At 52.2% G+C, this 26,641-nt stretch carries 21 protein-coding genes and 1 tRNA gene; 20 read left to right on the top strand and 2 right to left on the bottom strand.

Annotated elements, in window-relative coordinates; genetic code table 11:
• The first annotated feature begins 58 nt into the window (after positions 1–58).
• From tssH to G0034_RS16380, 20 genes are all read left to right on the top strand, one after another.
• Positions 59–2,713 (top strand): type VI secretion system ATPase TssH, encoded by a 2,655-nt coding sequence (gene tssH, locus G0034_RS16475; protein ID WP_179121338.1) that lies wholly within the window; start codon positions 59–61, stop codon positions 2,711–2,713.
• Positions 2,710–5,082, top strand: a complete 2,373-nt coding sequence (locus G0034_RS16470) for a type VI secretion system Vgr family protein (RefSeq protein ID WP_179121108.1) — start codon at positions 2,710–2,712, stop codon at positions 5,080–5,082. The genes tssH and G0034_RS16470 overlap by 4 nt, the downstream gene beginning before the upstream one ends.
• A 16-nt stretch (positions 5,083–5,098) precedes the next feature.
• Positions 5,099–5,365, top strand: coding sequence for a PAAR domain-containing protein (locus G0034_RS16465; protein ID WP_047625775.1), 267 nt, complete (start codon positions 5,099–5,101; stop codon positions 5,363–5,365).
• A 41-nt stretch (positions 5,366–5,406) separates the two neighbouring features.
• Positions 5,407–8,202: a T6SS effector BTH_I2691 family protein gene (locus G0034_RS16460; RefSeq protein ID WP_179121107.1), complete on the top strand. Its 2,796-nt coding sequence runs from the start codon at positions 5,407–5,409 to the stop codon at positions 8,200–8,202.
• Positions 8,199–9,152 (top strand): putative type VI secretion system effector, encoded by a 954-nt coding sequence (locus G0034_RS16455; RefSeq protein ID WP_179121106.1) that lies wholly within the window; start codon positions 8,199–8,201, stop codon positions 9,150–9,152. The genes G0034_RS16460 and G0034_RS16455 overlap by 4 nt, the downstream gene beginning before the upstream one ends.
• A 222-nt stretch (positions 9,153–9,374) precedes the next feature.
• Entirely contained in the window at positions 9,375–9,857 is a 483-nt protein-coding gene (locus G0034_RS16450; protein WP_179121105.1) for a hypothetical protein, read from the top strand.
• Positions 9,858–9,895: 38 nt separating this feature from the next.
• Positions 9,896–10,225, top strand: a complete 330-nt coding sequence (locus G0034_RS16445) for a hypothetical protein (protein WP_179121104.1) — start codon at positions 9,896–9,898, stop codon at positions 10,223–10,225.
• Positions 10,222–10,437: a hypothetical protein gene (locus G0034_RS16440; RefSeq protein ID WP_023338596.1), complete on the top strand. Its 216-nt coding sequence runs from the start codon at positions 10,222–10,224 to the stop codon at positions 10,435–10,437. Before G0034_RS16445 ends, G0034_RS16440 begins: the two co-directional genes overlap by 4 nt.
• A gap of 212 nt (positions 10,438–10,649) precedes the next feature.
• Positions 10,650–11,558 carry a DUF4123 domain-containing protein gene (locus G0034_RS16435; protein WP_179121103.1) on the top strand — a complete coding sequence of 303 codons (909 nt, stop codon included), beginning with the start codon at positions 10,650–10,652 and terminating at the stop codon, positions 11,556–11,558.
• Positions 11,559–11,610: 52 nt separating this feature from the next.
• Positions 11,611–12,786: a KPHS_23130 family T6SS system protein gene (locus G0034_RS16430; protein ID WP_179121102.1), complete on the top strand. Its 1,176-nt coding sequence runs from the start codon at positions 11,611–11,613 to the stop codon at positions 12,784–12,786.
• 61 nt (positions 12,787–12,847) lie between these two features.
• Positions 12,848–16,213: an ImcF-related family protein gene (locus G0034_RS16425; protein WP_232952249.1), complete on the top strand. Its 3,366-nt coding sequence runs from the start codon at positions 12,848–12,850 to the stop codon at positions 16,211–16,213.
• On the top strand, positions 16,213–17,811 hold the full coding sequence (gene tssA / locus G0034_RS16420; RefSeq protein ID WP_117580771.1) for a type VI secretion system protein TssA: 1,599 nt from the start codon (positions 16,213–16,215) through the stop codon (positions 17,809–17,811). Before G0034_RS16425 ends, tssA begins: the two co-directional genes overlap by 1 nt.
• 29 nt (positions 17,812–17,840) lie before the next feature.
• On the top strand, positions 17,841–19,112 hold the full coding sequence (locus G0034_RS16415; RefSeq protein WP_179121101.1) for a PAAR domain-containing protein: 1,272 nt from the start codon (positions 17,841–17,843) through the stop codon (positions 19,110–19,112).
• A 2-nt stretch (positions 19,113–19,114) separates the two neighbouring features.
• On the top strand, positions 19,115–19,543 hold the full coding sequence (locus G0034_RS16410; protein ID WP_179121100.1) for a DUF1240 domain-containing protein: 429 nt from the start codon (positions 19,115–19,117) through the stop codon (positions 19,541–19,543).
• A gap of 90 nt (positions 19,544–19,633) precedes the next feature.
• On the top strand, positions 19,634–21,388 hold the full coding sequence (gene tssF, locus G0034_RS16405) for a type VI secretion system baseplate subunit TssF (protein ID WP_179121099.1): 1,755 nt from the start codon (positions 19,634–19,636) through the stop codon (positions 21,386–21,388).
• A complete protein-coding gene (gene tssG / locus G0034_RS16400; RefSeq protein WP_179121098.1) occupies positions 21,352–22,437 on the top strand; it encodes a type VI secretion system baseplate subunit TssG in 1,086 nt (361 codons plus the stop codon). The genes tssF and tssG overlap by 37 nt, the downstream gene beginning before the upstream one ends.
• Positions 22,415–22,960: a type VI secretion system lipoprotein TssJ gene (gene tssJ, locus G0034_RS16395; RefSeq protein ID WP_023338587.1), complete on the top strand. Its 546-nt coding sequence runs from the start codon at positions 22,415–22,417 to the stop codon at positions 22,958–22,960. Before tssG ends, tssJ begins: the two co-directional genes overlap by 23 nt.
• A complete protein-coding gene (tssE, locus tag G0034_RS16390) occupies positions 22,960–23,415 on the top strand; it encodes a type VI secretion system baseplate subunit TssE (RefSeq protein ID WP_045269247.1) in 456 nt (151 codons plus the stop codon). Before tssJ ends, tssE begins: the two co-directional genes overlap by 1 nt.
• A gap of 14 nt (positions 23,416–23,429) precedes the next feature.
• Positions 23,430–23,900, top strand: coding sequence for a hypothetical protein (locus G0034_RS16385; RefSeq protein ID WP_047344855.1), 471 nt, complete (start codon positions 23,430–23,432; stop codon positions 23,898–23,900).
• Between the two features lie 96 nt (positions 23,901–23,996).
• Positions 23,997–25,316, top strand: coding sequence for a VasL domain-containing protein (locus tag G0034_RS16380; protein ID WP_179121097.1), 1,320 nt, complete (start codon positions 23,997–23,999; stop codon positions 25,314–25,316).
• Positions 25,317–25,360: 44 nt separating this feature from the next.
• Here G0034_RS16380 and G0034_RS16375 read toward each other — a convergent pair.
• Positions 25,361–25,432 (bottom strand) — tRNA-Arg (locus G0034_RS16375).
• Between the two features lie 75 nt (positions 25,433–25,507).
• On the bottom strand, positions 25,508–26,437 hold the full coding sequence (locus tag G0034_RS16370) for a formate/nitrite transporter family protein (protein ID WP_014884689.1): 930 nt from the start codon (positions 26,435–26,437) through the stop codon (positions 25,508–25,510).
• Positions 26,438–26,641 lie beyond the last annotated feature (204 nt).

Here is a 26,641-nt window from a genome sequence, read left to right as displayed (position 1 = left end):
GGTAACGGCCAGGGGCGGTAGCGTGTCCGAAAGGTCCACAACAGTGAGTAAAACCAACATGGAAAACCCGGCAATCCTCCTTCGACGTCTTAATCCATACTGCGCGCGGGCAATGGAAGGTGCAGCTTCGCTCTGCCAGACTCGCGCGCATGCAGAAATTCTGCCGGAGCACTGGCTGCTGAAGCTGCTGGAGCAGGGGGAAGGTGACCTGACGGTGCTGGCTCGCCGCTACGAATGGGATATGGACGGCATCTGGCAGGATTTACTGGGCTGGCTGGATAAACAGCCGCGCTCGGTACGCCACCGGCCGCAGCTTTCAGAAAACATCCAGTCTCTGATGCAGCAAGCCTGGCTGATAGCCTCACTGGCGGGTGAAGAACATATCCGCAGTGTGCATTTACTGATGGCACTGGTTGAGAAACAAAACCTGGTGCGCTGCAACGGTCTGTGGCCTTTGCTGACCCTGGGCCAGAGTCAGCTTGAGCGTCTTCGACCGTTGCTTGATGCGCAGTCAGATGAACGTCCGGAAGTGCAGCAGGAAGCGGAACTGGCGCAAAGCCATGGCGGAGAAGTCGAGTTCGTCGGGCGCCCTGTGGGTGCAGAAGTAAAAGAGGGAGAACTCAACCCTGCGTTGCAGAATGCGCTGGATAAATTCACCCTTGATGTCACTGCGAAGGCGAAAGAAGGCAAAATCGATCCGGTGTTTGGTCGTGACACCGAAATTCGTCAGATGGTGGACATTCTTTCCCGTCGACGCAAAAACAACCCGATCCTGGTTGGCGAGCCGGGCGTGGGCAAAACCGCACTGGTTGAAGGCCTGGCGCTCAGAATTGCCGAAGGCAATGTGCCTGAATCGCTCAAAACCGTGGTGCTACGTACGCTTGACCTCGGCCTGCTGCAGGCGGGTGCGGGTGTGAAGGGGGAGTTCGAACAGCGTCTGAAAAACGTCATTGATGCAGTACAGCAGTCCCCGGTACCCGTTCTGCTGTTTATCGACGAAGCGCATACCATCATCGGTGCTGGCAACCAGGCCGGTGGCGCGGATGCAGCCAACCTGCTGAAGCCCGCGCTGGCGCGTGGTGAACTGCGGACAATTGCTGCCACCACCTGGTCTGAATACAAACAATACTTTGAGCGCGATGCAGCCCTGGAGCGCCGCTTCCAGATGGTAAAAGTCGATGAGCCGGATGACGATACCGCCTGCCTGATGCTGCGTGGCCTGAAATCCCGCTACGCCGAACATCACCATGTGCACATTACCGATGATGCGGTTCGTGCCGCAGTTACCCTGTCGCGCCGTTATCTGACGGGGCGTCAACTTCCTGATAAAGCGGTGGATCTGTTGGATACCGCTGCCGCCCGCGTACGCATGAGCATCGACACGGTTCCGGAGCAGCTTATTCGTTATCGCGCATCTATCACCGCGCTCGACATGGAGAAGCAGGCGCTGCTGGAAGATATCGCGATTGGCAATCAGAGTCATGCTGGACGTCTGAGCGCGATAGAGCAGGAAGAGGTAAACCTGATTGTGGCGCTCGATGAACTCGAAAGCCAGTATGGTCAGGAACTGAAGCTGACCGCTCAATTGCTCGAAAGCCGTCAGGATATCTCGCGCCAGAGCGAGACTCACCAGCTGCATCAGGAACTTAACGAGATGCAGCACGGTAACCCGCTGCTCTCCCTGGATGTGGATGTACGCACCGTAGCCAATGTGATAGCCGACTGGACAGGTGTGCCGTTGTCATCGCTGATGAAAGACGAGCAAACCGAACTGCTGATGCTGGAAAATGAAATAGGGAAGCGCGTGGTCGGGCAGGATACGGCGCTTAAGGCCGTCGCTCAGCGTCTGCGCGCGGCAAAAACGGGCCTCACGTCCGAGAACGGCCCGCAGGGCGTATTCCTGCTGGTGGGGCCGAGTGGCGTCGGGAAAACTGAAACCGCGCTTGCGCTGGCCGATGTCATGTATGGCGGCGAGAAGTCACTCATCACGATTAACCTCTCAGAATACCAGGAGCCGCATACGGTTTCGCAGTTGAAAGGCTCGCCTCCGGGCTATGTCGGGTACGGCCAGGGCGGTATTCTGACTGAAGCCGTGCGAAAACGACCATATAGCGTGGTGCTACTGGATGAAGTGGAAAAAGCCCACCGCGATGTCATGAATGTGTTCTATCAGGTCTTCGATCGCGGCTTTATGCGTGATGGGGAAGGTCGTGAAATCGACTTCCGCAATACCGTTATTCTGATGACCTCCAACCTCGGCAGTGACCACCTGATGCAGTTGCTGGAAGAACAGCCTGACGCCACCGAAGGCGACCTGCACGAACTGCTGCGCCCGATATTACGCGACCACTTCCAGCCGGCACTCCTGGCCCGCTTCCAGACCGTGATTTACCGACCGCTCAACGAGATAGCTATGCGCACCATTGTTGAAATGAAGCTGTCGCAGGTGAGCAGGCGTTTAGACCGTCACTATGGTCTGGCCACACATATCGATGAGAGCCTTTACGACGCGCTGACGGCAGCCTGCCTGCTGCCGGATACGGGCGCGCGCAACGTCGACAGTCTGCTGAATCAACAGATTTTGCCGGTGCTGAGTCAGCAGTTGCTCTCTCACATGGCCGCAAAACAAAAGCCAAAGTCGCTTTGCCTCAGCTGGAGCGAAGAGGAGGGGATCGGCCTGGCGTTTGACTGGCTACAGGGAGACTACGTATGAGTAACACTCCACCGATCAGATACAGTCACAACCACCACCTTCTGGCGATAAAAGGCTGTGAGGCCGAACCCGACGTGCTGGCCTTTGACGGCGACGAAGCCCTGAGCCGACCGTTCCGCTACCGCATTGAGTTTACCAGCCGCGACCACGGCATCAGCAAAGAGATGATGCTGATGAAGCCCGGCTCGCTGACGCTGCAGGCCCCGGTTGACCAGGGTTACGGCATTAAAATACAGCAGCCGCTGCGGGTGATTCAGGGCGTGGTGACCGGTTTTGAGCGGCTCGGCACCTCGAAGGATGAAACGCATTACGCCCTGACGCTGCGGCCACGCCTGGCGCTGCTGGACCGTTCGCACCAGAACGCGATTTACCAGGACATGTCGGTACCGCAAATCGTGGAAAAAATCCTGCGCGAGCGTCACGGCATGCGCGGCCAGGATTTTCTGTTCTCGCTGACCAGAGACTACCCGCGCCGCGAGCAGGTGATGCAGTACGGCGAGAACGACCTGCACTTCATCACCCGCCTGCTGGGTGAGGTAGGTATCTGGTTCCGCTTCACCACCGACACGCGCCTGAACATCGACGTGGTGGAGTTTTACGACGGTCAGCAGGGGTATGAGAAAGGCCTGACCCTGCCGTCGGTCCCGCCTTCAGGGCAGCACTCTCAGGGCGTGGATGCAGTGTGGGGGATGGAGAGCCATCACAGCGTGGTGCAGAAGCAGGTCAGCACCCGGGATTACAACTACCAGCAGGCCACGCAGGACATGAACGCGCAGGTGGATGTGACCCGCGGGGATACGACCACTTACGGGGAAGCGTACCACTATGCCGACAATTATCTGACGCCGGGCATCGCGTATGAGCGTCATCCGGCACCCGAGTCCGGGGCGTTTTATGCCCGAATCCGGCATGAGCGCTACCTGAATGGTCAGACGCAGACCCGGGCCATCACCAGCAGCCCGGCGCTCTCTCCCGGCCAGGTGCTGAAGGTCACCGGCGGGTATGAAGTGGCAGAGGTGTTTGCCCGAGGTGTGGTCATCACGGCGATGCGCAGCCATGCGCGGCGGGATGAAGATTTTTGCATTCATTTTGACGGTATTCCGGACAGTGCAGATTTCAGCTTCCGCCCGGAGCCGGGCACGCGTCCGGTGATGGCCGGTACGCTGCCGGCCCGCGTCACCAGCACCACCGAAAATGACACCTACGGCCATATTGATAAGGACGGCCGCTATCGCGTGAACATGCTGTTTGACCGTGACAGCTGGGAGACCGGGTTCGAGAGCCTGTGGGTGCGCCAGTCCCGCCCGTATGCCGGGGACACCTACGGCCTGCATCTGCCGCTGCTGGCGGGTACCGAAGTGGCGATTGGCTTTGAGGACGGTAACCCGGACCGTCCGTACATTACCGGCGTGCTGCACGACTCGGCGCACGGGGACCACGTCACCATCCGCAACTATAAGCGTAACGTGCTGCGTACCCCGGCGAACAATAAAATCCGCCTCGACGACGAGCGCGGGAAAGAGCACATCAAGGTCAGCACGGAGTACGGCGGCAAGAGCCAGCTGAACCTCGGGCATTTAGTGGATGCTGAAAAACAACCGCGCGGGGAGGGTTTTGAGCTCCGGACGGACAGCTGGGGCGCCATCCGGGCGCAGAAAGGGATTTTTATCTCGGCGGATGGTCAGGCGAAAGCGCAGGGGCTACAGCGCGAAATGCAGGCCGCGCTCAAAGAACTTGATGCTGCAAGAGAGGTGACTTCTGGATTACGTCACGCAGCTCAGGCAGCTCAGGCGGAATTAGCCGACCTTGAGAAGCAGACAACATTAATGAATCAAACGCTTAGTGATCTTAAGCAGCAAGCGTTACTTCTGTCTGCCCCTTCTGGAATTGCGCAGGTCACCCCAGCAAGTGTACAAGTCTCGGCGGGGGAAAATATAATTGTTACTGCTGGTCAAAATACTGACATTAGCATAGCCAAAAAATTTACTCTCGCAGTGGGCGATATTCTGAGCTTATTCGCACACAAATTGGGAATAAAGATGTATGCCTCCGAGGGCAAAGTCGATATTCAGGCACAATCGGACGCGTTGAATTTATTTGCTAAAGAAAAGCTTTCTGTCGCCAGTTCAGAGAATAGTATTGTTATCTCAGCTAAGAAAGAAATCGTTTTGGTTTGCGGAGGGGCATTTATACGGTTAAGTGATGCAGGGGTGGAAGTGGGTACTGGCAAAAACGTAACGTTGAAATGTATTGCTGTTCAACAACAGTCTGCGGAAACTTTAAACTCAACGCTTTCGTTATCTTCTGGCTGCAAACCTGGGGTCATTTCTGCCGCCCAACAGCAAGGGGCCGTGGTGATGCTTAGCTAATATGTGAGGAATAGAGATGACTATAAAATTAGCTGTCCTGGGAGACAGGACGAGTAATGGAAAAATAATTTCTGCAACTGCAAATTATTTCAGTGAGGGAAAACAGGTGGCGCAAAATAATGATAAAGCCATCTGTACTGTTTGCAAAGGAACATTTCCCATTCAGGCCACTGCCGTGAGTATTGTCAGTAATGGCATACTTCTTGTAAAGGATCAGGACCGTGTGCTCTGCCAGTGTTCCGATCATAAAGTGTTCGCAGGTTCTCATTTTTTCACCCGCTAAATATGCCTTTTTTGCAGGCTTAATAGAAAAAGGACGTGAATATGGCATGCCAGGGATTATGCACAACGAAAGGCCTGACGGTACTGCCCGTGCGCTATGCCGTTGTGCCGGAAAATATTAATACCGGTTTACCGGAGTGGGCGAAGGATCCTTGCATCACCGGGGTAACGCTCGGCAATAATGAAAAGTACACCCTCCGTGCGCTTCGTCAGGGTTACCTTTACGTATTCTATGAAAAAGGAAAACAGGGCGCGAATTACTGGCAGTGCTACAGCGTTGCGCCGGACGGCTCGTTGTGGCTGCAGCAGGTGGCGTCTAACCCTGCCCCGGTGGATAAGGCGCTGTGTGAAACGGGAGAGCATATTGCGCAAAACGTTGAGTTTATGAGCATTGAATCACCGGATAAGTGCGGCAATGTGTGGTTTGCGTTCAGCCAGTATCCGTGGGAAAAGGAGACGCTTGAACGGTACAGCTCAGACGCCAGAGCCCGCAGTGAGAGAATGCAGAAAGTAATACCCTCAGCGTCGGGGGCCCAGCGCACCAAAACAGGGACCAATGTCACCGAAGCGAGTCTGAATCAGGTGCTGGACTATCAGATGCCATCTGTTTCAGGCCTGCTGCCCGGCCCGGATGATGCAAAAGTAGTAAATGTCAGCCGGGTATCGTCGCTCTGGGATCCGACGGTGGATGACCCCTGGCGGGTCAGTGATGATGTGGTGAAAATGCAGTCCAGCCTGTACCCGTGGGCAAAAAAACGCAGCGGCAGGGCTGCCGCGACGGTTACGGCCATGCAGAACCGGAGTGAGGGGATGACGCCGCTGCTGCTTCCACTCTGGGATCCGGTAGGGATTGTTCATGAACTCAACGGCTGGAGCCAGGATGTACTGGGGCGTCAGGGGCAGTTTCTGCACGAGCGGGAGCTTGAATTTGCCACAAAAACCAGTCTTGATGCATTAAAAACGATACTGACTGACAAAGCGCAGACACGCGGTGAGGAGGTGGTGGAGCGATTTGCTCAGCCTGAAAACGCGATGTTGTCGGATGAATATCTTGATGCCCGTCTGAAAACACTGGAGCAACGTTTTCAGGGCAAGCCAGACGTGCTGGCGCAAATAAGAGCTGACGACAGGCTGGTCAGGGCGTGGCATGCACAAAATGTGACAGTCTCTTATCCAGAAAATGTTTTGCTGGATCCGCCGGAGCCGCTGGCGCTTCACCAGCAGAAGGTAGCAGCCATTAAAGCGCAGGTCGACAAGGAGCTGGCGGAACGCCCACAGAACTTCACTGATGCCCGGGCCAGAAGCTGGGCACCCTATCAGAAAAAGCTCAACACAGCCCGACAGGCGAATTTTGATACCTGCTACACGAGCCTGGTTGACACGGTTAACGCTATCTTCCAGAAGCGTATCGTCAGCGTGGTGAACTGGCTCAGTGCGCCGGTGCTGCTGGCCGTGCTGGATGATTTCCACTGTGAGGTGCAGCGGGCAGGGCTGTTCTACCAGTCAGCGGTGGGAATGGCGATGCACGGGATTAACAGCTGTCCGGCAGGTGCCGCAAAGATAGACGGCTGGTGGAATGAATACAGCACAAAAAACCGTGAGAACCTGCTGTGGCGGCACGTGGCGGCCAACAACCCGCAGTTAATCAGCGAGCTGGAGCCGTATCTGGCAACGGTGAAGGCGAAAAAAGACGAAGATGTGACACCGCTGACGGCGACCGCCATGACGGCCACCCTGATGCAGCAGGTCGGCAACATGAAAAAACTGGTGGGGTATTACCAGAAATCGATGAACACCGTCGTGAAGGGACTGCGGGAAAATGCCAGCAAACCGGAAGTACAGCTCTTCAGTACGGATGCGTTTATTGTCTCGGTGGGCGACAGGGTGAGCCGCATTCTGCGGGTGGATAAGGCAGGGGAGAAGCTGGCGACCACGGCGTTCAGGCTGATATTTATGATAAGAGCGGGGATACCGTCAGAGACCGTGCACGGGTTAGTGAATGACTATCTGAAAGATGCCCCGGCGTTACGCCAGGCGGTGCTGGAAGGTATCCGCCACAGCGAACGCTTTATGGCAAACCGGAATGAAGTCACCGCGAATAGGCAGAGGATGAGCAGCAGGCTGGAAGAGTACTTTGCAACAGAAAAGGGCAGGGGGGAATACCGGCTGGCAGGGATAAACAGCCTGTTGCTGGTGCTGAACGCGGTGGATTTTATCTACCTGTGCGGACAGGTCAGGGATGATAAGAAGCCGCTGGCGAGCCTGCTGGCCAGCGGTCTGGCGATGGTGAGTCAGGGGACGACGGTTATTTTGCCGGCAGTAGAAAAAGGGCTGGAAGCCGGTAAGCTGACGGTAGCATGGGTCAAGGGCGTTGGGGCGGCAGCGGGTGGGGGGGCGTCTTTAATGTCGGTGTATTCAGACGTTCTCGCTGTCAAAGCAGAAATAGAAAATAATCGTTTTTTCCTTGTTGGAGTTTTGGGGTTAAAAACATTTGTAGATGTCCTTGTTGTCACAAAATCAGTTGGTCTTCTGCTGGAGGCAATGAATCCAGTCGTAAAAATAATGGGAAAAGTTGAGTTAGCCGCCAAAATGGCATCTGGTGCGGAATATGTTTCTATAAAATTGGCAGACAGATATTTTGGAGTCAGAGTTTTGGCGATTTTAATGACCTGGGAAGCTATGGTGGCGGTAACGTTGTTACAGGTAGTGGTGACCTGGATTTCTGACAACGAGCTTCAGATATGGTGTAAGAAATGCGTATTTGGCACAGCATCTTTCAACCGCAGTGTGGCAGACCAGAATAAAGCTTTGGAAGAAGCAATAAAGGATATCTCATGAATTCAGTTGAAAATCAGCAGGTATGTTCGCGGTTTGTTGAGCCAGAGAAATTAGCAGACCTGCGTACAAAGCGGGAGATTGAGGTGATGAACGGCAGGCCGTGGACGCGGGAGCTTCCCCCTCCGCCGGTATTGCCACCTAATGGTCCTCTGGAGAAAATCTCAGGGAAACTGGAGTCTTTCCGCTATGAGAGATTCAGGGAATATTTTGATGCAGATGCCTACCCGAGCCACTCTGTGCCGGAGATAACTGATGGGCAGCGAGGTACGGCTGCCGCTGCAGCGATTTTTGCAGGCAGCCCCGGGCTCGGTGCTGTCATGATGGCAGAAAGCGAATCTTCGAATAATTCGGCGGAATATGTGCAGGGGATGATTAATGGTCAGCCATTCCGCGGCTGGGTGGGTGTTACCCGTGTTCAGGCTGGCGATGAGGTGGACATGATTGTTGAATGGCAGCATGACCATTATGAAGTCTATGCCATTGCGTTACCGGAAGATCGTATAGTTTCGATGTGTCCGAAATGTGATATGGGGCATATTGCACATATGCTCTGGCGAATTAAAAATATGTTTATTCTTACCGCGATAATAATGTTTGTTTGCATGTTTATGTTTATGCTTCATGATGTTTTAAATGACAGGAGAATTTCTGATTATTGGGAGGCATATCAATATTCGTTGTATGTGCTATTCGCTATATCATTAGTTCTCTCTGGGTTGATTGCTTTTTTTGCATATAAGGCTCATGCAAATAATTGTTGCAAGTTAGCTGAGGAAATATTTCAGTTGCTGGGGATGAGGAATGTTGCAATGGTCAATTTAAATAAAATAACAAAAAAGCGTGAGCAACAGCTGGGAAATAAAGAGGGGCACGGCTCGGATGATGTAAGTAAAATTGCTTGTCCCAGTTCTAAATTTATTTATTCAGGGGAGTGGTGGTTTTACTATTAATTAAATGGATTACAGTATTGAATTTTGTCGTTCGCGGTAACACCTGCACAAATTGAAAAAACTGGAGGGGTAATACCACAAATCGCTGTCCACGGTGGTGAAGGGGCTGCGGAAAAATGCCAGCAAACTGGAAGTACAGCTCTTCAGTACGGATGCGTTTATCGTCACGGTGGGAGACAGGGTAAGCCGCATTCTGCGGGTGGACAGGTCAGGCTGATATTTATGGTAAGAGCGGGGATACCGTCCGAGACCGTTCACGGGTTGGTGAATGACTATCTGAAAGATGCCCCGGCCCTGCGCCAGACGGTGCTGGAAGGTATCCGCCACAGCGAACGCTTTATGGCAAACCGGAATGAAGTCACCGCGAACAGGCAGAGGATGAGCAGCAGGCTGGAAGAGTACTTTGCCTCAGAAAAGGGCAGTGAATACCGGCTGGCAGGGATAAACAGCCTGTTGCTGGTGCTGAATGCGCTCGATTTTATCTACCTGTACGGACAGTTCAGGGATGATAAGAAGCCGCTGGCGAGCCTGCTGGCCAGCGGTCTGGCGATGGTGAGCCAGGGGACGACGGTTATTTTGCCGGCAGTAGAAAAAGGGCTGGAAGCCGGTAAGCTGACGGTAGCATGGGTCAAGGGCGTTGGGGCGGTAGCGGGTGGGTTTGCTTCGGCGATTTCGGTGTTTACTGATGGAGCTTCAGCAGTGTAGATGAATTTAAGAATAATCGTTTTTTCCTGATGGGTGTGATGGGATTGAAAACAGTTGTGGATGTCCTGGCTGTCACAAAATCAGTCGGTCTTCTGCTGGAGCTTATTGGTAAACCTCTCGCAAAGGATGGGGCTGATTTAATCGCTCGTGGTCTGGCAGTTGAGGTATTAGGCATTCGGGTGCTTGCAGTACTGATGACCTGGGAGGCGATGGTGGCGATAACTTTGTTGCAGGTGGTAGTGACCTGGATGTCGGATGACGAGCTTCAGATATGGTGTGAGAAATGCGTATTTGGCACAGCGCCATTCAACCGCAGCGTGGCTGACCAGAATAAAGCCCTGGAATCGGCGATAAAGGATATTTCATGAATTCAGTTGAAAATCAGCAGGTATGCTCCCGGTTTGTTGAGCCAGAGAAATTAGCAGATCTGCGTACAAAGCGGGAGATTGAGGTGATGAACGGCAGACCGTGGACGCGTGAGCTTCCCCCGCCGCCGGTCTTGCCGCCTTATGGTCCTCTGGAGAAAATATCAGGACAATTGGAGTCTTTTCGCTCTGAGAGATTTAGAGAATATCTTTGAAATGTAGGGTATGTCAAAAATGTGATCTTAATAAAATAGCAGAATAATATTCGTGATGTTTCATGGGGGAGGGGAAATAGTGCAATCCCGATAACGAAAATAAACCCTCTTGCCCTGGTGCTGGGTTGGTTTACTCAAGAGGGTGTTGGTTTTGGCGTGAAATGGATGCTAATGACCTTATGTTTATTTTTAATATTAGTCTGCAAGGGTAAATGATGGATGGTGACTCTTTTAAAGATATAAAAGAAAAAATCACACGTGCTGCTTTTGGTACAAATGGATGTTGCTTTCTACTGATAGATGCATCCTTGAAAGAATATCAAACAGGATATTTTTTACACGATACCCTAAAAGTTTATAAATCTTACCCTGTAATATTTCAGCACAAAGAACTTCAAGGTACTTTACCTCTTTACCTGTTTCCTCTTAGTAAGTTAAGCGAAAAGGATGACCAATTGTTTAATAATAGTATTCACCATTCTTTGAGCGAGATAAAAAACGAGAAGCTTGCGGCGGGGGAGGGGCGCAGTGTCTGTGCGTGGATTTCGACGAATTTAACAGGGGAACAGCTTGCTGAACAAATAGCTTTGTCCGCTGTACAGTCAATTAAATCACTCGGTGATATATTACTTCGTTATTTTGATCCCTCAGTATTTGGTCTATTGATTCCTGCTCTGGATAAATGGCAAAAGGAGCAGTTATTAAGCAATGTCAATACGTGGTCTTATATTAACGGAGACGGGGTGGTTCATTCAGTGAATGGCGATGGTGAATGCAGAAAAAGATTAAGCCATTCACTTGGGTTAACAGATTCAAATGTATGTGAAATTAAGCTTATATTGGTTGTGAATAAAATTTTGCGTGTGTATCGAAATGCTGATGTTGCCCACAAACTCAGTGAGTGTGAAGCAGTGAAATTATTGCGTCCTGCACTGGGTTATTATTATTCATCGTTCTCCCCATCGGAAAATGATGTTGTTGAGTTTGGGCTTGATGTACTGAGCGCACAGAAATTATTTTATCAGGATGGGTTATTTTGTAAATATATGCTTAACAGACGTGGCAAAGAACATTCGACATATATAGATGTTAAATTAAAAATTGATGGTCAAATCTACTAATCAAAATACAATAAAATCTGGAAAGGTGCCATTAACAATTGTGGGGTGCAATATGAGTTGGCCTGTGCAAATAATTCCTCCATGCGATAAAGTTCATGGAATGAAATGGAATAAGTGGTTTTTATCTCTTTTATGTCTTTTATTGTCTATGGCAGTATTTTGGGTGGGGGCTAAAGTTATTGCTCCTGTTGAAAGTGGTGAGCTATTAAAATTATCTGCATTTCTGTATTTTTGGGGAATGTTTGCCTTTTTTTTAATTATTGCAGTTCGAACATATTACTATGGGTTATGTTTGTCAGTGGCTGAAGCAAGAGAGCATGAAGCAGAATTAACCAGAAAAAATTGGACTGAATGGGCCAATCAAAAGTTTTATGTGTCCGCTTATAATTTATTTCTTCCATCTGCAGTAATACAGACCGATATAGCATTGTCCAATCCTGTTGAAATATATAAAGATCAGCAATTGAAACTACGTGGTCATAATGGAACGATATACTCTGAAGAACAATTGATTTATGAGTTATTGTCATCAGTCAGAGCAAGGCTGTTAGGATTGAAAGAACTCTGTATCTTTGATGTCATGTTTACATATGGCAATAGTTATATTACTTTCTCGATCTTTAAAGAATGTTGGGCAGCAGTTGGTTTTAATGATGATTGTTTGGGGGATATTTATTATTGTAGTAAAGCATTAGAGCAAGAATTTGAGACTTTATCTGATATCGCGTTGAATCGAGCAATAATAATCATATCTGCAAACATTGAGGGTGTTGATGGATATTGCCCTGACTCATCAGAATTTGCCTCAATATTTATAGTGACTCATCAAAAGCAAATACCAGGAAAAGAAAATAATAATGTGGCTTTGCGAACTATGGCATGCAATAAAAATCAAGCCAAACAAAATTTCGTAAATATGATAGCTTATCAGCCAGATGTTCTAAGAACGACAAAATTAGTTTTTAGTAATATGAGCGAAAAGAATGCTTTGGATGTTTTAGAAATATTCAGGGCTTCATCTGCATCTATGAATGTTGAATGGAATTATGAGGTAAAACATTTAAATTTGATGCTGGGTAAGTTAGGTGATACCCATTTGTGGTTGGCGTTTGTTTTATCGTTATTGATATCAGAAACAAACGATGAGCCGGTTTTGATGGTCGCCAGCGTTGGTGATGACTATGTCTTTAATGTTATAAAACAGTTTGATAATAACAAGGAGCGTTAAATTGAGCATCCCAGCGAAATGGAGGGTTATTGGCCTTATTTCATGTCTTTTTATCTTTGGTATGCTGACTGCTATAGGGGCTTACTATTATGGAGAAAAATTTGGGTGGGTATCATCTAAGGAAAAGGTGAGCCTTTGGTTCTTATGCATGTTTTTATTTTCCGTATTTCTTATGTTGATGAATTTCGGTGTATGGTTCTATCACAGGGAGCCTTGGTTTCAATCTATCAGGAGTGGGAAGTCTCTCGCAGTTAATTTTCAAAATAAGTATAAAAAAAACAGTAAAAAGGATCCTATAAAAGTTCATCTATGCCGACGCTATGGCTACTTATGGCAAAATAAAGTCCGTCTACTGTTAGTTACTGGTGATGAGACAGCCATCGAAAAACTGATTCCCGGCCTACAAAGCAGCCATTGGCAGGAAGGTGACCGTACGGTATTGATTTATGGTGGGAGCCTGTCCTCGGACGTTGATGTTGAAAAATACACCGCACTTCGCAAATTGCGACGTGGCCGTCCGCTGGACGGAATTATCTGTGTGGTTAATGAAGAGCTGAATCTTACGGTCCAGACGAGCGACAACGATTTACGTGGGCTGGAGAAAATCAGCGAAGTGCTGCGTTATTCTGCTCCAGTCTGGTTGTGGCGGTTATGTAGTAGTGAGTGGTCTCAGGTTGGACGTGATCAGCAACCGGTTGGTATCACTCTGCCGTCACGGGCGATGCCAGACACTGTAGCAACACAACTCAGAAAATTACTGCCACAGCTACGGGAACAGGGACTTTTGCAGATTGCTGAAAATCGTCAAAATGATTTCCTGCTGCGTCTTGCCCGGGAGCTTGAACAAGGGGGAAGCGAATTATGGGCAACTCGTCTGACGCCGTGGCTGCACAGTTCTCAGCAACGTGTTCCATTGCGGGGGCTGATGTTCAGTCAGATAAATAAGCCTGAACTTTTTAATGATGACTCTGGAAGGGATCTGGATCACGAGCATGTGCAGTCATTACACAAACATGCGCTAACTTTGCCAGCAACATGGATTGGGATTACTGAAGGTTGCATGCGCGTCCGCGGTCACCGCGTTGGTATTGCCTGGGAACGCACGTTGGCATGGAGCATCATGACGGCTGTGGGTCTCTGGGGCATTGGTCTGTTGCTCTCCTTTGCTATGAACTACGGACAAATCTCCTCTGTCGCAGGAAAAGCCCGCAACCTGGTTGAACATCCTTCCGTATCCGACTATCAGCTGACGGGACTCCATGACCTGCGAAATGACGCAGGCCGCCTGCTGCACAATGTTCAGGTGGGCACGCCCTGGTATCAGCGCTTTGGCCTTGACCATAACCAGCAGTTGCTCGATGCGTTGCTGCCCTGGTACGGCGTGGCGAACAACCGCCTGATTCGCGACCCGGCAAATGCCGCCCTGGCACAGAAGCTCACTGCGCTGGTAGGCTCAGCGCCCGGCAGCGATCAGCGGGCGCAATTGGCGAAGCCGGGGTATGACCAGCTGAAAGCCTGGCTGATGATGGCTCGCCCGGATAAAGCCGACGGCGCGTATTACGCCCAGACGATGAAAAGCGTGCAGCCTACGCGCATGGGCATTTCAACCGGCCTGTGGCAAAGCCTGTCGCCGGACTTGTGGGCCTTTTACATCACCGAACTGCCTGAGCAGCCACAGTGGAAAATCACGCCGGATGCGCAGCTGGTCAGCCAGAGTCGTCAGGTGCTGCTCCAGCAGATTGGCCGCCGCAATGCAGAAAGTACGCTGTATGAGAACATGCTCAAATCCGTGCGTCGTAACTTTGCAGATATCTCTCTGGAAGACATGACCAGCGGTACCGATGCGCGACGACTGTTCACCACCGAGGAGGTGGTGCCGGGCATGTTCTCTCGTCAGGCATGGGAAGGTGGCGTTCAGCAGGCCATAGAGAAAGCAGCCCGTTCACGTCGGGATGTAATCGACTGGGTACTCAGTGATTCACACAAGGCTGTATCGGCTGACCTGTCGCCGGAAGCGCTCAAAGCCCGTCTGACAGAACGTTACTTTACCGACTTTGCTGGCAGCTGGTTGAGCTTCCTCAACAGCCTGCAACTCAACCCGACAAACAATATTGCCGATGTGACGGACCAGCTGACCCTGATGAGTGATGTCCGCCAGTCTCCGATGATTGCCCTGATGAATACCCTCGCCTGGCAGGGACAGACCGGCCAGCAAAGCGAAGGTCTTTCGGATTCGATCCTCAAATCGGCTAAGGATCTGGTAGGCGGAAAAGACAAGCCTGCGATTGACCAGTCTGCGTCAGGACCGCAGGGGCCGCTGGATGAAACCTTCGGACCGCTGCTTCAGCTGCTGGGTAAAAATAAAGGCAGCAACGTCATGTCGGCTGACAACTCGCTGAGCCTGCAGACGTACCTGACCCGCATCACCCGAGTACGCCTGCGTCTGCAGCAGGTTGCAAACGCCTCGGATCCGCAGGAGATGATGCAAACCCTGGCGCAGACCGTGTTCCAGGGCAAAAGCGTGGATCTGACTGACACTCAGCAGTATGGCAGCCTGATTTCGGCAAGCCTTGGCGAAGAGTGGAGCGGGTTTGGCAGCACGATGTTTGTGCAGCCGCTGACTCAGGCCTGGGAGACCGTGCTTCAGCCGTCTGCGGCCAGCCTGAATGATAAGTGGAGCCGTTCAGTCGTGGCGAACTGGCACACGGCATTTGACGGACGCTTCCCGTTTGCGGCGAGTAAGAGTGATGTTTCCTTGCCGATGCTTGCCGAGTTTATACGTAAGGACAGCGGGCGTATTGAACGCTTTCTGAATACGGAACTTAGCGGTGTGCTGCACAAAGAAGGCAGCCAGTGGGTGCCGGATAAGGTCAACAGTCAGGGGTTAAACTTTAACCCGGCGTTTCTGCGCGCCATTAATCAGCTGACCCAGCTGTCGGACATTCTGTTTACCGATGGCAGTCAGGGCATCAGCTTTGAACTGCAGGCACGTCCGGTACCACAGGTTGTGGAAACGCAACTGACGATTGATGGGCAAAAGCTGCATTACTTTAACCAGATGGCTGACTGGCAGTCCTTCCGCTGGCCGGGAGAGACTTATAAGCCGGGAACCATGGTGACCTGGACCACGGTTAACGCAGGGGCGCGTCTCTTCGGCGACTACAGCGGAACCTGGGGCTTTATTCGCTGGCTGGATCAGAGCAAGCGCCAGCAGCTCGACCGCAGTCAGTGGATGATGAATTTCACCGCCCCGGATGGTCGCACCCTGCAATGGGTATTGCGTTCACAGCTTGGCAGTGGGCCGCTGGCGCTACTGGCTTTGCGCGGCTTCACGCTGCCGGATGAGATCTTTAGCGTCGACAGCGCGGCCACGGCTCAGGCGCTGATGGCGAACACCGAAGACAATGACATGGACGAAAGCGAATAATGGACACTCTGCAGAATCTGATTGCCGCCTGTCAGGCGGACGAAACCCAGCTGCGAAAGCAGGCTCAGGCACGCGCGGAAAGCTGGCAACCCTGGCTTGCCCCGGTAAATGAGGCCTGTGTAACAGGAGAAGATCCCGGGTATGACGATGATTTCCAGCGTATAAGAGAGGAGGTGAATAAACTCTCCGGTATCGATACGGGACTGATTTGTACGCTTGCCGAAAAACTGCTGACGACTACCGCCAAAGATATCCGCATTGCGACCTATTACTGCTGGGCGCGATTGCACCAGGATGGTGAAACAGGCTTTGCCGAAGGGCTTGAGTTAGTGGCGGGATTGCTGCAGCGCTACGGAACGCAACTTCATCCGCAGCGGGAGCGAAGCCGTAAGCCCGCGCTTGAGTGGCTTGCAGGTTCTCGTCTGCTTGACAGCCTGTCACTCTGGCCAGAAGTGGTCCGCGATGATGCCCTTCGCACGGCAGGCGCGCTGTTGCTCATCCATGACGCTCTGCAAACAGAGCCGGAAACGTCACGACCCGAGCTGAATGCCCTGTACAGCGCGCTGGAATCCCGCCTGATGAAGGCGGGGGGCGTGGATGCCGTGGTACCTCAGAATGCCGGTAATCAGTCCCAACTCCCGGCTTCGTACTCGACGGAGTCTGACGCACCCGTTATGAGCCGCATCACGTCCGGTCAGGATCTGCTGGCGCAGGCACGCACGTTGACCGGGTATCTGCGTGAACAACCCGATGGCTGGCTTGCCGCTCACCGGCTGATGAAGAGCCTGAGGCATGACACCCTGAGCGCTATTCCTGCACCGGATGCCGAAGGGAAAACACGCATTGAACCACCCCGGGCAGACCAGCGGGCGATGCTGAAACGCCTGTACCTGCAGCAGAGCTGGCTGGAGATACTGGAGCAGGCGGACAGCACCTTCTCGCGTGGCGCTAATCACCTCTGGCTGGATCTGCAGTGGTATATCCATCAGGCGCTGGTGAAGTTGGGGCAGGATGTGCTGGCCGACATCATCAACGCCGACCTGAAAGGGCTGTTGCGCCGCCTTACCGGACTGGAAACCCTGGCTTTTAATGACGGGACGCCATTTGCCGATGAGGTCACGCTGAACTGGATTAATCAGAGCGTACTGGACGATATGTCCGGCTGGCGGGATGAGCCGGTCAGTGCCGGCAGTGGAGAGGATAACGATATCCTGACCCTCGAGCCGGAAGCGCTGGAGAAAGCGGACACGGACGGTCTGGACGCGGCACTCCATTGGCTGCAGACCCGCCCGGGCACCGACGCCATAAAAGACAAATGGCTGCTGCGCCTGCTGATGGCGCGTATAGCCGAGCAGAAGGGCAAAAATGAACTTGCCCTCCATCTGCTGGGCGAGCTGGACAGTACAGCACAGTCCATCACCCTCACGCAGTGGACACCGGCGCTGTTGTTTGAAGTCAAATCCCGCCGACTCAGACTGCTGCGCATGAAAGCCTCGCGCAGCGAAACCGATAAATCTCGGCTTCAGCCTGAGATGGATTTGCTTCTGTCCGGTCTGATTGCGCTCGATCCGGCAAGCAGTGCGGTGCTTTGCGGATAACCGAAACTGGATGTAAGTAAGGGAAAAATATGGCTGCAGAAGGCTTTTATCTGGTGCAGGGCGATAAGACGACCTGCGGCGGGAGAATCACCACGGGCGCAGAGGATCACACACTGTTTGATAAACCTGTAGCCCGGGAGCAGGACAGTGTCACCTGCGGTAAACATGCCGGGATTTTCAAGATCGCCGGCGGCATCGACAATGACACCATACACGACAGGCGAATGGCCGGAACCCTCGACAGTTACAGTACCTGCCCCTGTAAGGCGAAGTTTATTCCGTCAATGATGGATGATACGTACGAGAAGAGCAGTGGAGCTTCCGCTAAAGAATCGGCAGCCGGTTTTACGGCTGGCGGGACGCAAACCTCCCCTGAAGTGCCTGGTTATTTGACTGGTGAGCAAAAACCATCGGTTTTTGTGCCAGACTACCCGGCTCTACGTAACACACGTAACTTCCCGGATAATAAGTTAAGGGCTATGCTTCAGGCCAATAGCCAAGAAGTTATGTTACTTACGCTCGGCGAAGTATATGAAATACTGTCATCATGGGGATTTTACAAAAATGGTTGGGTGGAGCTCACACAAAGCCAGCCAGGACAGATTGCAGTAAATTATGGCTTGGGTATTAAAGATGCCATTACAACAACTATGCTTATTGCAGATTTAAAATTGTATGATATTAAATCTACTGTGTACGTGAATAAAAATGGAACTGAGCTTATAAAGCTTACTGGATATGCAGGGGTGCGAAAAATATTAAATGCACCTGTATATGCTCTTAAAAATCCCAAGGTGGTCAGTTTGGGAATTGGGAAGTTTGGTGTTAAAAATACCATTGTAAAAGGCACTGTAATAACTTTCTATTTTGCTCTCGCGTATCGTACCATTGATTTCATAATGAATGACGGTACCAGTCTGGCTGAATTTATAGGCTCACTGGCAACAGATGTCGTAAAAATTGGTATTGCTTCTACTATCAGTTGGGGGGCTGGTGCTTTATTGACAATGACTCCATTTGTTATTGGCCCACTTGTGGCTGTCGTACTTGTTGGTCTCGGGGCAAGCATCGCATTGAACGTGCTGGACGATCATTTTAAAGTGACGGATAAACTTTTTGAATTAATTGAGAATGCACAACAGGAGTTTATAGATAAAGCTCGCGAGATCGAGGATGGATTCTGGGATCTTGGTGCTATGTATCTGGATGGGATGCTACGGACCGGGAAAGAGTTCGTGATTGCTGAAACCAGAAAATACTTGCGTGAAACGCTACAAGAAATTATTCCGATGGATTATTGATAATGTATCCTTTTAAACAACGAGTTATTGCATTTTTCGGCGTAGCATTCTTCCTGGTGGTTTCCATCGGGATTTCATATCTCGGTATTTATAAGTTACGTGAATATCTTTCATACCCCGATGTCGTTAATTTCACATTTTGGGTGGTTTTTGCTGCTGCATTTTTCTTTTTTTTCTCACCGTTATTGGCTATGATCTTCCCTGTTATTATTGCCGGAAGGCAGATAACCGTTACATCGGGTAAAAAATTATTGAAAACTACGTTTATCCTCTTAGCGTTGACTGTCCTGGGAATGTTCATCTTTTCAGAAAGATACACGATATCTTTAATGGATAAAGGTTATATAGAATGCCAGGGGAGCCCTGTGGGCTGGATGCCTGGCATGGCAAAAAAATACGCCATAAAACCGTCCTTTTGTACCCAGCAGTGATGATTCTTTTTTCTATTTGATTCCCCATGTCAGACTCCCAGAGTTTGCTTAAGTGTTTAACACGCAGCAATTTACTAAGCAGAAATCAATATGGACGATTTAACCCTGCGTTATTACGACGCCGAAATGCGCTATCTGCTGGAAGCCGGAGAAGAGTTTGCCCGTGCTCATCCCGAGCAGGCGGCAATGCTCAACCTCGATAAAGCGGGCGCGCGGGACCCGTACGTGGAGCGCCTGTTTGAAGGCTTTGCCTTCATGATGGGTCGGCTGCGTGAGAAACTCGACGATGATCTGCCCGAACTGACCGAAGGGCTGGTCAGCCTGTTATGGCCGCATTACCTGCGTACGATTCCGTCGATGTCGGTGGTGGAATTCACCCCTGACTGGCGTGAAATGAAAGAGCAGATGCGTATTGTCAAAGGCTTCGAGGTTAATTCACGGCCAATCGGCGAGAAGGGCACGCGCTGCCGGTACACCACCACCAAAGAGATTACCCTTCAGCCCTTGTCGCTGGAGCACGCCCGCCTGTCGACCGATCCTGATGGGCGTTCAGTTATCAGCCTGCGCTTCAACTGCAGCCCTCTTGCCGACTGGAGCCGTGTCGATCTCAGCCTGATCCCGCTTTACTTTAACGCTGATGCACCACTCGCCTGCGCCATGCATGAAGCTTTTACCATGAATGTTGCTCGCCTGTGGCTACGGATGCCAGGCGACATGGACAGAAGACCGCTCGACGGGTATTTCACCGCGCTGGGATTTGGTGATGACGACGACCTGTGGCCGAAGGGCAGCAGCAGCTTTAGCGGATATCAGCTGTTGCTGGAGTACTTCACCTTCCGCGAGAAATTCATGTTCACCGGCCTGCGTGGTCTGGAAAGCGTGGTCTTTCCGGCTGAACTTCCCTGGTTTGAAATCGACGTGGTGCTGGCGGAACGCTGGGAGTATGACTTCAGCTTTACCGAAAAGCATCTGCGCCTGAACTGCGTGCCGGTGATAAACCTGTTCCCGCTGGAATCTGACCCGCTGACGCTCAACTCATTGCAAACTGAATACCTGCTGCGGCCGATGCGCGTGCAGGACGGTCATACAGAGATTTACGCGGTCGATTCAGTGATGTCATCGAGTCAGCATACCTACGTGCCGTTTTCGAGCTTCCGCCACAAAGGCGGCATGATGCGCCATGAAGCGCCGGAATATTATTATCACACTCGCGTGCGTCGCGGCCCGTCGGGTCTGCACAATACCTGGCTTATTCTTGGCGGTGAAGCGTTTGATAACCACACGGTACCGGCAGACGAGAGCCTGTCCCTGACGCTCACCGGCACCAACGGCCAGCTTCCGCGACGGGCGCTGCAAAGCACCGTGCTCGATACGGTGATGAAAACCACGTCAGCCAGCATCGCCGTACGTAACCTCTGTGCGCCAACGCTTCCCTGTTATCCCCCGGCCCAGGACCGTTTCCACTGGCGCGTGCTGAGCCACCTTGGCAGCGGTTTCCTGTCGATGATGGACAACGCCGACGTGCTGCGCGGCACTCTGGCGCTCTATGAGTGGACCGACAGCGAGATGAATCGCCGTCGCCTGGAAGCGATCATTGATGTGAAGCACAGCGAAACCGAGCGCTTCGAGCAGGGTTACCTTGTTCGCGGCGTGCAGATTGAAGTCACGCTCGATAGCCATGGTTTTGCCGGGCGCGGCGACATCTGTCTGTTCGGTGAGATGCTGAGCCGCTTCTTTGCGCTCTATACCGATATCTATCTGTTTAACCGCCTGATTATTATTCTGCAACCGACCGGAGAACGCCTGGAATGGGAAGAGAAGCACAACCGGCGCATTCCCGGCTGACTCCGCGGCTGGAAGCCGAACTTCACCGCATCAACTTTTACCGTTTATGCCAGCTGCTGGAGAAACGTTATCCTGGCAGACCGCTGATGGGATCGACCAGCCATCCGGCGGATGACCCGGTACGCTTTGCGCCGCATCCGGGGATGGGGTTCCCGGCCAGCGAGCTGAAAGCGGTTGAATACGACGAGGATGATAGCGGCAAGCCGCCGGTTATTCGCACCACGTTTATGGGGATGTACGGCGTCGACTCACCGTTACCGACGGCCTATCTCGATGACATTACGCAGCGACGGGAAGGGCATGAGGCGCTGCAGGGCTTTCTGGATATCTTCAGTCACCGCATCCTGACGCAGTTTTACCGCATCTGGCGTAAATACTCCTATCCTGCCACGTTTGAACCGGGCGGTAGCGACAGCATTTCACAGTCGCTGCTGGGCTTGGTGGGGCTGGGTATACCGGGTACGGCAAACCATATTGCCACGCCAGTGTCGCGCTTTCTGGCGCTGCTGGGCGTTCTGCAGCAGCCAGGCAAAACCCAGGAAGGGATGCAGGCGCTGGTGAGCCTGCTTGCTCCGGATACCCGCGTAAAGGTCAGCCCGTACTGCCTTCGACCGGTGGAGATCGGTAAGCCGCTGGGTTTTTACGGTGATGACGATTTCCTGCTTGATGGCAATACGCCTTTAGGGGACGAAGCAATGGATGCGGGCAGCCAGCTGCTGGTCGCGCTCAAGACCGATAACGAACAGGAAGCGCAGGGCTGGAAACCGGATGGTCTGCTTTATCAGGATTTTCTGGTGATGCTGCGGGTGTACCTGGGATGGCGGTTTAAGGCCAGGATCACCCTGACCACGCCTGTCCGACTGCTGGCCGCCCCTCCTTTAGGCGAAAATCCTTTCTGGCTGGGAATGAACGGCGTGCTGGGAGCTGAAGCTGACAGCCTTCCTGATGATATTCCTGAGACCTTTACGACAGAGCTGGGTTATTACCGCGGGCTGGAGCCTGCGAAACCACAACAAGGAAACCGACGTGTTACGTACAAGTTTAACTAAGACCACGCGCTGGCTGTTGCCCCTGATGGCACTCTCTCTGACGGGCTGCGGAGTGACGCAAAGCGTTACTGACGGTACCAGGTCAGCGTTTAATGCCGTGTTCTATAAAAAAATTAAAGTACTGCATCTGGACTTCACCGCACGCGAGGCGCTGAACACCGACTCCCGGGAAAATCATTCGTTGTCTGAACCTGTGGTGGTCCGGATTTACCAGCTCAAAGACCGCAAAACCTTTGATAAGACGGTCTATCAGCAACTGCTTCAGGATGATGCCACCCTTCTGAAAGAGGACCTGCTGGCGAGTCGTGATGTCGTAGTGAAACCGGGCGGTGATGCAAACCTCGATATGCCCATGGAAGAAGCGGCACAGTTTGTTGCTGTGGTGGGGCTGTTTCGCCATCCGGATATGACCAACAATACCTGGAAGCAGGTAATCAACCGCAGCGAACTGGATCCGGACAAACCCCGCATTCTGGAGGCTGGCGATAACTCTCTGACACTGCAACCACTTAAGGACGACTAATGCCCCAGGGACATAACACGCCGTCGCTGTATGAAATGCTAACCGGAAATTTCACCGGTGGCCTCAACCTCTGCCAGGTCAGCGAGGAAAATCAGGTCATTCTGTCGGTACTGGATAACATGCAGCGCGTTCTCAACTGCCGCGCCGGCACGCTGGCGCATCTGCCCGACTATGGCCTGCCGGATATGACCAAAATCCTCCAGGGTATGCCAGGTACCGCCCATGAACTGATGGGCACCCTGTCGGCTGTCCTGCTCAAATATGAACCCCGCCTGAAAAGGATAGATGTAGTACTGCTGGAGCAAAACGTACCTGGCGAGTTGCGTTATGCCATTGATGCTGAGCTCAAAGGTATCGGCCTGGTGCGCTACGGCACCGAGTTTATGCCGGAAGGGCGGGTTCTCCTGCGGCATCTTAAGCAACAGCAATATCTCGATACGAAAACTCGTCTGTAAGGCCAGAAAACACCATGTCAGTAAAATCACAGTTCCTCAAAAAACTACAGGCCAGACAGCCAGTTCCGGTTTCGTTTACCAGCAAAACTCAGGCCGATATTGCAGCGTTCCGCCAGCGAATGGCACAGCTTCAGGAGCAAATGGACGCGTGGCTGGCAGGTACCGGACTGAATATGGAGCTGTTCACTGCATCGGTCACGGACCTGCTGGTGGAGGGCGGGGCTTTTGACATTCCCGGTATCGTCCTGCATTACGACGACCGGTCTGTAACGTTTACGCCGGTATTTTTGTACGGTCAGGGCGTGACCGGATGTGTGGAAGCGGCCTTTCACAATAAAGGAAGCATATCGTCACTGGGGCGTTTATTTATGCGTTCAGGTACGGTGAGCGACTGGACCTATACTCCGGCGGGTGCATTATCACGTTCTGGACAGCGTTTTGATGAGAGCACATTTTTTGGTCTGATTCTGGCGCTTCTGCCATAGCTGCGGGTACTGCAGCACCCTCTGAATATGCAGCACGCGAAGCCGCATAAACGACGACCTTCACTCACTCCTGATACGCCAAATGGACGACTGGCCATGAATGACATTATCCCACGTAAAATCAAAACCGGCGGCGACCCGCGCACGCTACCGGACTATACCGCCCTGCGTGATGAACTGAGTAAGCTCACCCATCCGGCGCGTCCAGACGTTAACTGGCAGCATGTCGAGAAACTTTGTCTTTCACTGTTTGAGCAGAACGGCGTGGAGCTTCAGACGCTGGCCTGGTACACGCTGGCTCGGACGCAGTTGGCCGGATTATTCGGGCTCAATGAAGGCCTGGCGATACTGGAGGCGCTGATTAGTCATCAGTGGGGGGCGATGTGGCCACAGCCGGTGCATGCCCGCATGGAAATCCTCAGCAGTCTGAGTCAGCGTCTGCAGCAACGGATGCGCTCGCTCCCGCTCAATTACAGCGACCTCAGCCAGCTGTACCAGGCTGAGCAACGGCTCACCGCGCTGGGGGAGGTGCTGCAGCGCCTGGAGCTTAAGCATCATAGCCAGCTGGAGACGTTGCGTACCCTGATGCACAACAGTGCTGTCCGGCTGGAAAACAGCGAGGGAGCAACCGTCTCTGCCAGTAGTCCTGTTGAAGAAGATAACGCCCGGAACGAAGCAGTAAAATGGGTGTATGTCGCACAGTCGGAGTACCCGGCGAATGTTGACGTTCAGACGGCAATACCCGGTCCGATGAAAAAGTGGAAATCTTTCGTCGCCGGGATGGGGGCCATGCTGGTGATAAGCGCACTTGCACTATGGGGTTGGCAGTATCTTCACCGTACTGACCCGCTACAGGCTCAGCTTGCAGCCTCATTGTCACCTTTGCCTGTACCGCTGTCACCAGAACAGCTTAAAACGTTGCGCCAGCAATCTTCGTTACCGAAAACGGCGATCGCGCAAACGCAGCAGCAACTTGCCCTGCTGGATAAATTGCCTCCTGACTGGAGTATGACTTACAGCCGAAAACTCACGGAACAGGCTGAGATGTTGTGGCCGGAGCAGGCTAAGCCTCTGGTTCAGCAGTGGCAGCAGCAACGGAATGCCGCGGCGTTACCAACAGAACAACTGAACGGCTGGCATCAGGGAATGGTGACGCTGGAGAAGTTGAGTCACCGCCTGAACGGCCTGGATGAGCAGAAGGGGAAATACATGACCGTCAGTGAGCTGAAGTCAGTGGTTTTTTCCGCTATGCAGTCATTTAATCAATCGATACCGGCTGAAGAACAGCTCCGACGACTGTCGCAGTATCCTGCTGGAAATGTACTTCCTGAAGGGGAGAAGACTCAACTTGAGCTGCATTTAAAACAACTGGCAACGCGTTATGCTCAAATAAAACAGGACGCCTCTGCTCAATGAGTTGATGGGGCGAAATTGGCTGAAAAAAGAGAGAAAGGTCAAAGTGTCCCCTGCAGGAATCGAACCTGCAACTAGCCCTTAGGAGGGGCTCGTTATATCCATTTAACTAAGGGGACGAGGCGGCACGAGTATAGCGTTATTTACACTTTGCGTTAAGCGCATCGCCGCCTGACTGCTCAAAGAGTCACCATTCAGCCCGTTTTTTTTGCCGAATTGCCCTCATTCTCCTGCGCCTTTAGCTCAGCTTTGCGTTTGTTAGACATGTCGTTACGGATTTGGGCATGGCTTAACAGCGCGAAGATAAACGTTCCGCCGCAGATATTCCCGGCCAGCGTCGGAAGGGCGAACGGCCAGAAAAAATCAGTCCAGTGAAGCGTACCATTAAAGACCAGATAAAGTATTTCAACGGTACCGACCACAATATGCGTGGTGTCCGCCAGGGCAATCAGCCAGGTCATCAGTATGATCACCACAATTTTGGCGCTGCCTGCGGAAGGAAACATCCACACCATCGTGGCGATAATCCAGCCGGAGATGATGGCGTTTGCGAACATTTCGGCCGGCGTGTTTTTCATCACGTCCATGCCAATTTTCACAAACGCATCCCGTGTAGGTTCATCAAAGATCGGCATATATTCAAACGCCCAGGCGGCGATACCCGTGCCGATAATGTTACCCAGCAGGACCACGCCCCACAAACGCAACAATAAACCGAAATTGCCGAGAGTTGGATTTTGCATCACTGGCAGAACGGCAGTCACCGTGTTTTCAGTAAACAGCTGCTGGCGGGCCATGATGACAATAATAAAGCCGAAGGTATAGCCGAGGTTCTCCAGTAAAAAACCGCCGGGGACACCCTCAAGTTGAACATGAAATATCCCTTTTGCGAGCAGTGACGCGCCCATTGACAGTCCCGCAGCGATGGCTGACCAGAAGAGGGCCATGGCATCGCGCTCCATCTCCTTTTCGCCATCCTGGCGTATATGTTCGTGAATTGCCATCGCGCGGGAGGGGAGGCGATCTTCATCAACTTCTATCTTCTCGCCGCGCGCTTTCTCCTCGCTCTCAATTTCAATATCCTCTTTGCTCTCTGCAATTTTGTCTTCACCCACTTCTTTCATAACGGCTCCCGGAGGTTGATCTTTCTTTTAAGCGTAGCGGCTTTTATCAGGATGCCTGTGGGGATGCTCTTAAATTGGCGGCAATGACAACAAAGGTGAGACATCTCTTTCAAAGGCATTATAAAATTGCCAGCGAAACGAATTCCAAAAGCCAGGCTATGCTGAGATCAGAGCCACGGTGTTTATTGCCCGTACTTGTGCTCA

This window comes from Enterobacter sp. T2, from assembly GCF_010692925.1.
GTDB lineage: Bacteria > Pseudomonadota > Gammaproteobacteria > Enterobacterales > Enterobacteriaceae > Enterobacter > Enterobacter kobei.
This window is presented reverse-complemented; position numbering and strand designations above follow the sequence as displayed.